8 protein-coding genes are annotated in these 12,270 nt (G+C 58.6%); 5 read left to right on the top strand and 3 right to left on the bottom strand.

What is annotated here, in order from left to right:
- Nucleotides 1–604: 604 nt before the first annotated feature.
- On the bottom strand, nucleotides 605–2,935 hold the full coding sequence (locus ACYPYD_RS02440; RefSeq protein ID WP_459661935.1) for a CHAT domain-containing protein: 2,331 nt from the start codon (nucleotides 2,933–2,935) through the stop codon (nucleotides 605–607).
- A gap of 201 nt (nucleotides 2,936–3,136) precedes the next feature.
- Here ACYPYD_RS02440 and ACYPYD_RS02435 point away from each other — a divergent pair, with 201 nt between their 5' ends.
- The 5 genes from ACYPYD_RS02435 (at nucleotide 3,137) to ACYPYD_RS02415 (ending at nucleotide 10,939) form a co-directional block, all read left to right on the top strand.
- The gene (locus ACYPYD_RS02435) at nucleotides 3,137–5,185 is read left to right on the top strand and encodes an ATP-binding protein (protein ID WP_459661934.1); all 2,049 of its coding nucleotides are present in this window, start codon (nucleotides 3,137–3,139) and stop codon (nucleotides 5,183–5,185) included.
- A gap of 503 nt (nucleotides 5,186–5,688) precedes the next feature.
- Complete coding sequence (locus ACYPYD_RS02430; RefSeq protein WP_459661933.1) at nucleotides 5,689–6,609, top strand: hypothetical protein; 921 nt, start codon at nucleotides 5,689–5,691, stop codon at nucleotides 6,607–6,609.
- A gap of 101 nt (nucleotides 6,610–6,710) precedes the next feature.
- Nucleotides 6,711–7,085 (top strand): hypothetical protein, encoded by a 375-nt coding sequence (locus ACYPYD_RS02425; protein ID WP_459661932.1) that lies wholly within the window; start codon nucleotides 6,711–6,713, stop codon nucleotides 7,083–7,085.
- Nucleotides 7,082–9,163 (top strand): AAA family ATPase, encoded by a 2,082-nt coding sequence (locus ACYPYD_RS02420; protein ID WP_459661931.1) that lies wholly within the window; start codon nucleotides 7,082–7,084, stop codon nucleotides 9,161–9,163. The genes ACYPYD_RS02425 and ACYPYD_RS02420 overlap by 4 nt, the downstream gene beginning before the upstream one ends.
- Nucleotides 9,164–9,412: 249 nt before the next feature.
- Nucleotides 9,413–10,939, top strand: coding sequence for an AAA family ATPase (locus tag ACYPYD_RS02415; protein ID WP_459661930.1), 1,527 nt, complete (start codon nucleotides 9,413–9,415; stop codon nucleotides 10,937–10,939).
- Here ACYPYD_RS02415 and ACYPYD_RS02410 read toward each other — a convergent pair.
- Both ACYPYD_RS02410 and ACYPYD_RS02405 read right to left on the bottom strand, forming a co-directional pair.
- Nucleotides 10,870–11,627 (bottom strand): IS5 family transposase gene (locus tag ACYPYD_RS02410; RefSeq protein WP_459661929.1). Its coding sequence is split into 2 segments (ribosomal slippage): nucleotides 10,870–11,294 and nucleotides 11,294–11,627, totalling 759 coding nucleotides; the frame shifts between segments, so codons are not numbered across the junction. The genes ACYPYD_RS02415 and ACYPYD_RS02410 overlap by 70 nt on opposite strands.
- Before the next feature lie 251 nt (nucleotides 11,628–11,878).
- A complete protein-coding gene (locus tag ACYPYD_RS02405) occupies nucleotides 11,879–12,259 on the bottom strand; it encodes a hypothetical protein (RefSeq protein ID WP_459661928.1) in 381 nt (126 codons plus the stop codon).
- Between the last annotated feature and the right edge of the window lie 11 nt (nucleotides 12,260–12,270).

Here is a 12,270-nt window from a genome sequence, read left to right as displayed (position 1 = left end):
TTCGATGTCCGTCTTGCAGCGTCATCATCAGGCCTATCGCTACCTAAAAAAATCGACAGCGAGGGACGGTTCCAGTTCATCGGGCCTGCCGCCGGGTATGGCGGCAACCCACTGCGCCCGGCGGAGCTTTTCCAGCGCGGGGCGGTCGAAAGGTATCGAGCCTGACGACGTCGTCTTGGGCAACGTCGGCGGGCCTTGTCGGGTCTTTCGGGCTGTCCGTGCCAGGCCTCTGTCTCGGCAAGCCCGGGCGATGGGGGCTTGAGCGGTTCCGGTCGCTTTCGAAAGCCGACGCTGTAGGAATCTGGCCGGAACGCCGGGCTTGTTCCATGGCGTGCCTATGAAAGCCGACCCTTCCCGGTCGTTCAGCACGGAACTTTTCGCTCCCAGGTGCGGACTGGCAGCTTTTCTCATTGAGGATGCCTTGGAGTGGCCATTTGCGTCCATTCCGGCGAACGTTTACTCGCTTCTTTGTTCAGACCAGTGATGACAGCGGTCAGCGGGCGTGTTGAGTCTGACGCCAGCGGACGGGCGGGCAAATGTCATGGGCAGCCCGCTGGATCGCGTGTCCCATCGCCCTGCGGTCGCCGACGTCTTGGTTTGCGGATTAGGCGGATCTGGATTGGGATAACAGCCTACGCACGTTCGCCTCAGCGCGTCGGACCGCCGCGATGTCAAGGTTTCGTTCCTCACGCCAGACAGGCGCCATGAAGCTCGCTGGGAACGGCAACTTGGCTCTGACGGCGGCGGGCAGATCCTCCACGGACCCGATCAGAATGGTCTCTGGATTACCCATCTGTGCGTACCGGATCGTATCGGAGGAGGCGATGGTCGATCGCAGGTGGTTCGTGAAGTCAACCAGCTCGGAAAGTTCTTGCTCGAGATACCCTATCGCGCTTGCTCCGCTGTAGTTGGCATGGAAGGATGCCTGCGCGTGCATGGCGTCGTACTGGTCTTGGGCGATGATCCCGGTAGAGAGGAGTGGGCGCAGGAGATCGGTGACGAACTGCATGCGGAGCATGCCTCCGACCACTTCGCTCCACCGGGTGATGCGGCCGTTCGCCGCTGCGGCGATCGGCAGAAAACTCGCCAGTCTGAAGATCAAGCGCGCTATGAACACCGCGCCCTCCATCACCCCGACAGGCAGCAGCGTGGCCAAGACGGTCCGAGCTCCCAGACGCAGGAATGCGTTGCTGACGCTCGGCCAGTGGCGGTCCGCCGCGTGTGTGTCGCACGCGCTCAGGATGACAATCGGCGGGACACGGACAGCGGAGGGTAGTTGCCAGACGTCCACCTCTTCCTTGCCGAGCAGGAGCTTGCCCTGTCCATTGCGCTCGTGCTTGCCGTGGCCGTCGAAGATCATCAGCGGGCCTTCGAAGTCATTGATGGCGGCGACGAACTCGGCCTGCGTGCCGACCCGGACGAACTTAATGCTTACCCGCGCGGACCAGTTCGCTTCCGTGACATCCAGCGCCGCGCGGATGCGATCAAAGCTGTCGCCTTCCTCGAACGCACTGACGACAAGCACGTCGGCAAAATCCTCCACGGGGATCCGGATCGGCTCGTGATGGGACAGCAGTTCGATGGTCAGGTCACCGGGGGTTGCCGGGATGCGCGACACGTCGCGCAGCAATGTGAGGGGCAGCCCCTGCACCGGGAGCCACTCAATCGGCGCGTCGGTGACGGCCTTTACGCCCCACGTCGAGCGCTCCACTCGGTCTGTGATTTCCTGCGGAACGCCCGCGCTGAGCTGATCCTGCACGTCGGCGAACAGCTTGGCGACCTTTGGCGCAGGAGTGTTGGCTTCGGCGCGGACGTTCTCGGCGAAGACGCGAACCCTACCTGCCGCCTGCATGATCGCTGGCGTCAGCCTGTAGGCGCTCGCCATGGTTCCGGCAGTCGCCAGCCCAATGGCGGCTGCGAACATCCTGGTCTCGACGTTACGCGTCGCCTTCATAGCTTTGGCCGATTCGGATTCCATCAGCAGGTCATGCTGCTCCCGGGTGAGCCGTACCCCGAAGTCGCGCTGGCGTTCGTACATCCGAATCGTCGCCTTGGCCGCCTTTCGATCGTCCCGGCTCATCCCGTCCAGCTCGATGTTCCGCTTGAAGTCGGGGAGAAGCGCCGGCGATATCAGCCAGGTGTCCGGACGCGGAGGCACAAGTCGTATCGTATCGTCAATGCGGCCACGGGAGCGTTCCTTGTCGACGGCGCGTGCGCTCTCCAGGATGGCGTCGATGTAATCCTGCGGTTCGTCGCTGGACCAGTCGTGAACCTCCTTCCGGGGCTCGATGCCGGTTGACCGCAGTGCCATGTGGTTCGGCAGCAATGTGTAGTTGCCCTTGAAGTCGAATGCGCTTCGCCGCCTGGGGCGCCGCTTCCAGCGCGAGATTACGAGCCGCTCCGATTTTAGGTCCAAGTTCGGGTTTGCGTCGATGAATGCGATGAAGTGCCTCTTCAGCGCCGCGATGTCTGCATGATCTGGCGCGATCGCGCCCGGGACGTCTTCCGTCGAGATGTGTAGCGGCGCGTCGGTGCGTTTTTGGAAATGGCGCGATATCGCCTGTGCTGCAGCCGGGTCAGCGGTAAAGACCACCGTGAATGGAGCTGAGGTGGCCATCGGAACGAACCTGATCCAGCTCGCCGGAATAACGCGATGTCTCCAGGCGGCCATTCCGCAGGCACGCATTGCGATGAGGGGAGGCAGCGGCGCCGCGCCTTCAAAGATCGTGGCCGGAAGCCCCACCATAGTCTCGAACGCCCACGATAGATTTAGCAGGGCGCGATCGAAACCTTGGAATACAGATTTGCCCGATCGCTCGTCGGGCAATGCGAGAAGGTATGCGATCCGTGGGCTGACCGGTCCTGAAGCAATCCGGACCGGACGCATGGCGGCGGCTTGCGCGGCCTCTTCATTAATATAGGGGATCAGCACCATTGTTCTACCTCGTCTCGTCAGGCGCATCCGAGCAAGTCGATCCTCGACCATTGTCGATTTCCACCCGGCCCGCCTTGCAATCCCCTTGGGTCTGGCTCCGTCGTAGGTCGCCGTCGGCTATATAGGCATAGACTTGCCCTCTCGGCACGCGATGTGCATTTTGCTTCCGTCTGGCGCCCGCCAGTCGCCGTGGGGTTGTAAGTGAAGCACAAGTCAATCGATCTGGCCTCCGAGGTCAAGCGCGCCACCCTCCCTGAAGGCCTGCATGGCTTCCTTTTCCCGCTGTTCGAGGCCGTGTCCAACTCCCTCCATTCCATTGAGGAGCGGTGGGGCGCCGACGTCGAGCGGGATGGGCGCATCGAGATCGAGATCTCAAGCGACGATCGCCAGATAGTCATCGCCGACAACGGCGTGGGGCTCGATGACAAGAACCTCACCGCTTTCCTCACGCCGCTGACCGGCAACAAGTTCGAGCGTGGCGGCAAGGGCTTCGGCCGCTTCATAGCCTTCAGAATTTTCAGGGAGGTGTTCTACTCCTCCCGTCAGACCGACGCGTCGGGCGGCGTTACGGGCGGATCGTACCGCTACAAGCCGTTCGCGACCGATGACAACCTGGTCGAGATCGCCGCCGACGAAGGGGCACGGGAGCATCGCTTCGAATCCGGGCTGACCGCGCTCATGCGGTCGCCCCTCGACGAGAGCGAGGACTATTTCGACCTCACGAGCCAGCGCTACCTGGGCGAGGCTGCGGAGGATGCGATCGCGGCCGCTCTGCTCGACCATTTCCTGATCGAGTTTATACAGCGAAAGATTCCGAAGCAGACGGTTCTGGTCGTCGATGAGGCTCACTTCAATCTATACGATCACTTCAATCAATCCCTTTCGGTGGGTGGATCCCGGACCGAGTACCTGGAGATCGGCCAGAAGAGCCGGCGGTTCGACTTCAGCTACTTCAAGGTCGGTGAGGCTCAGGCCAAGAAGCACCGGCTGTACTTCTATGCCAACAACCGCGCTGCGAGCGATTTGGAGAATATATCGTCGGGCGTGAACGACAAGCCCTTCGTCGAGGCGGGCGAGAACGGGCCCCGCCGCTATTTCTATCTGGTGGCCGTATCGAGCGACTTCTTCGTGTCGTCTCAGTCACGTGACCGCATCACGAACCTGCACGGCAAGGTCATGCGCGACGGCGTGAAGAAGTCGATCCGGGACCATCTCGTCGCCTTGGCGAAGCAGCATATTCTGGAGATCGAAAGCACCTATACCAGCGAGCGTCGTGCAAAGATGGTCGCCGACGTCGAACATCTAATCGCTGTCGATCCGCTACTGCGACGCGGGCTGGGCGATCGCTCTCCCGAGGACTTCGTTCGGAAGCGGTCCATAACAGAGACCCGTGAGCAGCTGGCGCAGGACCTGTTCGTAGAGCGCTTCCGCAAGAAGTTCGACTTCTCCAAGCTGGACCAGAACGCCAGCGTCGAGCAGCTCGAGCATCTGGTCAAGACGCAGATCCCGGCGGACGCAAAGGAGGCGCTGGCGGTCTATGTCGCCTACCGCAACCATGTCATCACGATTTTCCGCGAACTCCTGAAGAAGCAGGAGGAAGGTCTTGCCACTGAGGACAAGGTGCATGCGCTGATCTATCCGCGCTACAAGGACAGCGACGAGATAGACTACAGTTCGCACAACCTGTGGCTGCTCGACGACGACCTGGCTTACGCGCAGTACATCTCCAGCGATCGCACGCCTGACGGCAACCACAGGGCCAAGGGCGAGTACGCGCACGACCTGCTCGTGAACAACCAGAACGAGCTCATGGTGGTTGAGATGAAGCGGCCGCAGAAGACAGGATACTCGGCCGGAAGCGACAGTTCGACCAATAACCCGGTCGATCAACTGAAGCGCCAGATATCCGACATCCGCACCAAGGGCAGGATCAAGACCTCGGCCGGACGTGAGATCGCCGTTCCACCGGATACGATGGTACGTGGGTATGTGATCGCGGACTGGAACGACAATCTGCAGAGCTATCTCAGAATGGAGGACTTCGTCATCACCAACTACGGTGGGCAAATGGCATACAGGTATTTCCAGTCGCTCAACCTCATGCTTGAAGTCGTCGCCTTCGACCGTCTGGTCGATCGCGCCTCCAACCGCAACGAGGCCTTCGTGCAGATGCTCGAGGGCCGATCCACCTACGATCGCAAGCCGAAAGGGACGCTCGGAAGTCTTGGCACGATGGGCGAGGCCGGATAGCGATCGTCGGTGCGTGCTGTGGTGGCTGAATTACACGTTCGAGATTTTCGCGTCGCATTGGACCTGCCGCTCAGCAAACGCCACCGATGTCGACTGCAGCAGTAGTGTTTCGACGTCGGCTTCAGTCGCGCGGATTGCCAACCAACGGCCAAGTTCCGAGCTTCAAGCAGCACTTGCACGAACGACTGCTTCCGCGGCCGTGAATGGCCGGGATTGGTCACTTCGCCAATAGCGAAGGCTTGGTGCGCGATCTGCGGCTGCTGTCAGAGACCGTCGTCTAGCGAGCTGGTTCGGAATGACCGCTTCATTCCAGAGCCTGCCCATCCTAGCCGCCCCTAGTTGGCCACTCAGCCGCCGAACTCCCACGCCCATATAGGGCCGATCCGCTCGTTAGCGGGCGCTGATCGAGGCAACATTCTTTTTAAATTACGCACTATTTACAAAATATAGGGTTCCGGAACGCGGTGATCCGGTTAAGTGATCTGTGTACGCAAGGGGGGCAGATGACATACCGCCGAGAATGGAAGGGCGTTGAATGGCAAGAATTCGCGCTACAGCTTGTTCAGCGCCGCCATGGCGCCGAGAATGTCCAGATCGTTCCCGACAGGGTTAAGGGCGATGCGGGCCTCGAGTTCTTCACGACATGCGGCTGTCTCTACCAGTGTTACGCCCCTGAAGAAGCTTCGGACGTAGCCAAGGCGGCGAGCGCGATGAAGGCAAAAGCAAGTCGCGATTTGAAGAAGCTCGACAAGAACAAGGCGACGATCGAAAAGATCCTTGCCGGAACCAAGGCGAGACGGTGGATCCTTCTTTGCCCGTTCCTGGACAATAAGGACGTCGTGGCGGCCGTGCGCGCCCACGGCGTAGCCGCGAAGGCCAAAGGCCTTGCATTCCTCGACAGCAGTTTCGAAGCCCTCTGCCACTCACAACATGATTTTCAGTCAGAAATCGAGCTTCTGAAAAGCCTTTCGTTGGGGCCACCGATCAATGTGGTCGTCCCGACCGACGAGCAGGTCAAGGATGCCGCCGCAGCCACAGAAATTGGCGCACGGATCGATGATAAACTCGGACGTGCATTCGGCCCTGCCATTCCACTAGGTCAAATCGCTGCGAGGCGTGACCAGTATGTCAAAGCTCATCTGCACCGCGAAAACGCACTTGAACAGCTGCGCGAAAACCATGCGGTCTTGTGGGAGCGTGCCTTCGAAACAATTGATGCCGAGGAAGCCCGGCTGATTGCCGTCGGAGCTTCATCGACCATTCCCGTGCAGCAGCTGCAGGAAAGCATGGCCCGGATCGAGACTTCGCTCGCCGAAGCACTGCCAACGCTGGGCAAGGGACTTCTTACCCGCATCGCGCTCGGCACGATCAGCGATTGGCTGATCCGATGCCCGCTCGATTTCCCAGAAAGCGGCCAGGCGTGAGCACACCAGATTTCACTAATACCCGCTTCTCGTTCAAAAGGCGGCCTACACCTGTGCCAGGCGACATGCGGATCGCATGGCGCGTGTCTCTAATCCTTCTGATGCTGGCAGCCTCGAGGTCGAGCAAGGCATCACTCGCGAAGCTTCACATCCTGAACGATGCGATCAGGTCCAACCAGGTCGCTCGGCTGAAGGAGGCTACCCATGCGGGAGCCACGATCCTGCCTTGGAACCTGCGGGTAGAGCCCGCCTTCGCGCGAGCGATTGACTTCGTGGTCGGTGAACGGTTCGCGACTTGGACAAAGGCAAGCGGTCGGGCTTCGCTGCAGCTGACGGCCATAGGAACTGCGGCCGCGACCGAGCTTGAAGGCGTAGAGGACGCGCTCGAGCTTGAGCGCAACATCATCACCGAACACGCGAAGAAACTTACAGAGACCCGCGTGTCAGAACTGCTTGGCGAAAGAACTGCAGCATGATCAAACTTCGCCACCTGCGGCTCCGCTCCTTTACGGCAGAGCGAGCTTACAAGGCTGATATTGGGTTCAAGGACGGACTGAATATCATCCAGGCTGGCAACACCTCAGGCAAGTCGACGTGCCTCCAGGCGATCATTTACGCGCTGGGGCTTGAGCGTTCGCTGGGGCCGCAGCTCGCGATCCCACTTCCCTATGCCATGCGCGAACGTATCCACGCTGCCGAGAAGGCCGAATATGAAAGCGTCCTGCAGTCTTTCGTCGAACTCGAGATCGAGAATGAAGCTGGAGAAATCGCCGTCGTCCATCGCGACGTGGTCGGAGGCAAGGACACCAAGCTGATCCGGGTCACTTTCGGCGCGGCGCTCAGCACCGGCTTGCCCTCGGCGCACCAACGCGATTTCTACGTCCTCGACGGCGGGGCCGCAGTCCAAGAGGATGGGTTCCACCATTTCCTCACCTCGTTTTTTGGCTGGGACCTGCCGATTGTCTCGAGGTTCGATGGGAACGAATGCCCGCTCTACCTCGAAGCCATCTTCCCGATGCTCTTTGTTGAGCAGAAACGGGGTTGGTCTAGCATCCAGGGACCGTTCCCAACTTTCCTTCGGATCCAAGACGTTGCCCGGCGCGTGATGGAGTTCCTACTCGACCTTGATGTGGCCCTGTATCGTCGGCGGCGCTCGGAACTGCGCAATGCCATCGCGGAGTTCAAAAACCAGTGGTCACAGGAGCGTATCAAGCTTCAGGACGCAGCCGCCAAGATCGGGAGAATTCGGGGGCTACCGGAGAAGCCTACTGCCGAGTTCGCTCAGGAGCCTGAGATCGATCTTCAGCTATTCCATGAAGGGGAATGGGTAAGACTAACCGAGCTTATCGGCGAGATTGAAGCGGCCATCACCGCTCTCGAGACCGCACAAATGCCGACGATCGATACGATCGCACCCGAGATCGAGGCCCGAATTGCCGTTCTGCGAACGCAGATCGACGCAGAGACGGCAGTTCTGGAAGCTGTTCGCAACGAGCACGCTGCCGAGGTTCAGGATAGCAAGGCTCTGACCACACGGGTCCAGGCGCTTGAAATCGACCTGCGCCGGAACAAGGATGCGCAGAAGCTGCAACGTCTCGGTTCGGATCTCGGCAAGGCCGCGTACGAACATATCTGCCCGACCTGCCATCAGGATGTGACCAGCGAATTGCTCCCGACCGTGGACTCTGTCGGCATGGCGCTCGAGGAGAACATCGCCTTCGTCAAATCGCAACTAGAGCTCTATCGCTCTGCCCTCGGCGCATCCGGTCAACGATTAGAGGAAATCGCGGGCCGTTTTCGCGGCGTTGATCGCAATCTTCAGGACAAGCAACAGGAACTGCGTAGTCTGCGGCAGGAATTGTTGCGGCCTGGAACTTCGCCATCCCGTGCTGCAATTGAGAATCTGGTTCGGCAGCAGAACTTCCTCACGCAGCTGCGCAGTATCGACGATCTGGCCATCTCGTTGATTGACGATCTGCAGAGGATCGCGACCGATTGGGTAAAGGCGAATGCCTCTTTGCGCGGCTTGCCCGAAGACAACCTCACCACAGCCGACAAGAAGAAGGTCGAATTGCTGACCGCCAAGATTATCGAGCAATTAGCAGTCTACGGGTTCCGATCGTTTGAACCGGAAGAAATCGCGCTCTCAACCGATAACTTTCGTCCATTGGTTCGCGCCCGCGAAGGTGACGATGTCATCGAAAAAGAGATCAATTTCGAGATCTCGGCGAGCGATGCCATCCGCCTTAAATGGGCCTATCTCTTGGCCACATTCGAATTGAAGCGCGCGAACACCACGAACCATCCGGGCCTCGTTGTGTTCGACGAACCCGGACAGCAGGAAATCGCGTCGCACGATCTTTTTGCCTTCCTCAAACGTGCTTGTACAGCGAGCAAGGGCAATGGACAGGTCATTGTGTCGACCTCGGAAAAATTGCCGCTCGTCCTCGGTGAGATGCAGGGCCGCGCACACATAATCGATTTCCCGGGGTTCATTCTGCAGCCGGATCTGGACGTCCCCCCGCCGGACGATTTCGAGGCGCAATTGGGCTAGCCACGATGTAAATCGTTCGGTTTGATTTTCGCCGATAAGGGATAGCGGGGATAGCCACCCTTTATCTTGACCGCCAATCAGCACAGGCCATCGATCGTTGGTAACATTATTCGGTTCGATCTATTTCGTTATTATTTGCGGGGAGACAAATAATAAGCTTATGGATCCTTTAATAATCTCGTAGTCGATCCTCGAACATTCACTAAAATTGTTCGATTTTCGAAGAGAATCATAAGAGACAAGGCGCCCGTGCAGATTATTTTACTCAACAAATTTGCGGACTGGCCCGATGGCGTGGAGCGGAACTATCCGCTTGTAGCGCTGCGGCGGGACACGTGGAATGATTACGGGTTCGAGACCCTGTTCAAGGCGACCTACTATCCGACGCAGGATGAGGAAACCGCGATCAGCCTGGGCGGGGTCAAGATCGCTCCGCGCGGCCTGAAATCGAGTGATCCAGCAATGCGGGCGCAGCTGAGTGGCGCCTATCCCGGTTTCGAACAGCATTTCATTTCGCTCGGTCAGTCGACGGAATACTATGAGAAGCTGGCCGAGTTGGGTGGTCCCGCTCGCAGAGCGTATGCCGAGGCGATGCGCGACATACCTCTGCTGGACCTTTCTCGCGACGAGCTTGAGAGCGAAGACGTCTTTCGCATCAGCTTCCTACGGACTACATCTGCCCAAAGGGCTCTCGACTTTGCTCTCGATCGGTTCGTGGGCCGTGTCGAGTTGGTCAACAGCTTCGTTTTGGAGACCCAGCTCAAAGGCGCACGCGGGGCCCATCTCGTTCCCTTCGACTTCGAGCCGGGTGGCGGACTACCGCACCGCGTCAATGTTTTGGTCGGCGTCAATGGGGTCGGTAAAACGCAGCTGATGGCCAATCTTGCCGTTCTGCTTAGCAGATTCGAACGATCGGAAACGACAAAATCGCGAGAAAAACGGGGGGAGAGCTTTGAGGCGCTCGGCTCTCTTACGCCGCGACCGTCGCTCTACGGCGTCCTTTCAGTTTCCTTCAGCGCATTTGACGATTTCGCCCTTCCCAGCGTCAAGGAAGGCAAGGATTTTCTTTACACTTATTGCGGTCTACGACGTCGCGACGGCGTTCAGATTGACGTGAAGAAGATCGCATCGCGCATCCCAAGCGCTATCGAAAAGATGAGCGATGAGCAGAAGAGGCTATTTCGCGAAGCGCTTCGCATGGTCATTCCTGGACAGGATTTCCCTCAAGGTGCTCCGGTAAGTGCGTCGGTCTATAAGCGGCTAAGCGCAGGCCAGCGCATCGTTCTCAACATCGTCTGTGACATTGTTCTAAATCTTCGAACCCGATCGCTGGTCCTTCTCGACGAGCCCGAGGTGCATCTCCATCCGCAGCTGCTAACCACGTTGCTCACCATCCTCAACGAGATGCTTGAGGGCTTCGATTCTTTTGCGATCATTGCGACGCACAGTCCGATTGTCGTCCAGCAGGTGCCGAGCAGGCGGGTTCATGTCGTACGCCGCCCTTTCGATGACGTGCCGAATGTGACCTCTCCCCACATTGAAACCTTCGGCGAAAACCTTTCCGAGATCGTGCGTGTAGTTTTCGATGCAAATGAGAGTGATCGCGATTACCAGGCTGTCCTCGATCAGCTGCTCGCCGACTATAATAACGATCCGGACCGCGTCGAGGCGCTCTTCGGCGGAAAGCTAGGCTCAGGACTCGTTGATCAGAGCCAGAATAGCACAGTGGCTGCCAGAGCGAGGGCGGAGAAGAACACGGTTGGGCAGCGGTCGTAGCGGGTTGCCACGCGGCGCCAGTCTTTCAAACGGCCAAACATGATCTCAATGCGGTTGCGGCGCTTGTACCGGCGCTTGTCGTATTTGATGGGCAGAGAGCGGGATTTTCGTCCGGGAATGCAGGGCTTGATCCCCTTTTGCTCGAGCGCGTCCCGAAACCATTCAGCGTCATAACCCCGATCGGCCAGCATCCACCGCGCCTTGGGCAAATCATCGAGCAGGGCCGCCGCACCGGTGTAATCGCTGATTTGCCCTGCCGTGATGAAGAAGCTCAAAGGGTGGCCATTGGCATCGGTGACGGCGTGCAGCTTGGTGTTCATGCCGCCTTTCGTCCGCCCGATCAGGCGTCCGAGATCCCCTTTTTTACCCCAAGGCTCGATGCCGTGCAGTGTGCCTTGAGATAGGTCGCATCGATCATAACGGTCTGCGGCTCGGCCCTCTGGGCGGACAAGCCTTCCATCATTCGGGCGAATACGCCCATCGCACCCCACCGTTTCCAGCGATTATACAATGTCTTGTGCGGTCCATATTCTCTTGGCGCGTCCCGCCAGCGCAACCCGTTGCGATTGACGAAAATGATCCCACTCAGAACGCGACGGTCGTCCACACGTGGCTTGCCGTGGCTCCTGGGAAAATAGGGCGACAGACGCGCCATCTGCTCGTCCGTCAGCCAATACAGGTCGCTCATGCTCAGTCTCCTTACGGAGCCTGAATCACATCAACCTTCGTCAATCAATGGGTCCTGAGCCTAACCAATTGAGCGAGATCATGCGCTTTGACCTGCCTGCGGCCCCGACGGCAATGGCGCTTAGGGCCGATCATCGCCGCTAAAGCTGCGAATTTGGACTGCCTGAAAACGGTCGGGCAGCTTTACCTCGCCAAACGATGCGATCCGCGCCCCGGAAAGGCGATGATGGGTGGATTGCGGACGATGTCTAATCAGTCGTTTGGGCTAATGCGATAATTCCATCCGGCGATGTAATAAATGAGGTGCTGCTGTACTTTTGACACGCCAGATATTCCACCTCGACAAGAGGTTTTCTCGAATTCTCGCACATATCGAGATACTCCAACCGAAGCTCTTTCGAATAGGTTCATAGAAAAGTCTGTACTTTCTGATGAATCCATTTCGTCAGGATGAGATAAAATACGGTGCAATTCAGGATGCCGAATGCGGAGCCTCTCTGCCATTTGAGATATTTCTTTATCGGTTAGGCCAGAGTTCACTACAAGCTCTGGCGCGTCGGGCCTCTTTGCCTGAACGCGGCTACGGCCTCTTTTCAGAAGCAACTGGATGCGAGCAAAAATCTGGCGCTTCATAAAATCAAAGT

The sequence above is a fragment of the Novosphingobium sp. 11B genome (genome assembly GCF_054589055.1).
The sequence above is the reverse complement of the archived record's forward strand: the minus strand, read 5'-3'. Positions and strand labels throughout refer to the sequence as shown.

What these genes read in the sequence shown, in the direction of transcription:
- ACYPYD_RS02420 (WP_459661931.1), top strand. Translation starts at nt 7,082, where the DNA reads ATGATCAAACTTCGCCACCTGCGGCTCCGCTCCTTTACGGCAGAGCGA.
- ACYPYD_RS02405 (WP_459661928.1), bottom strand. Translation starts at nt 12,259, where the DNA reads ATGAAGCGCCAGATTTTTGCTCGCATCCAGTTGCTTCTGAAAAGAGGC.
- ACYPYD_RS02430 (WP_459661933.1), top strand. Translation starts at nt 5,689, where the DNA reads ATGACATACCGCCGAGAATGGAAGGGCGTTGAATGGCAAGAATTCGCG.
- ACYPYD_RS02440 (WP_459661935.1), bottom strand. Translation starts at nt 2,935, where the DNA reads ATGGTGCTGATCCCCTATATTAATGAAGAGGCCGCGCAAGCCGCCGCC.
- ACYPYD_RS02425 (WP_459661932.1), top strand. Translation starts at nt 6,711, where the DNA reads ATGCTGGCAGCCTCGAGGTCGAGCAAGGCATCACTCGCGAAGCTTCAC.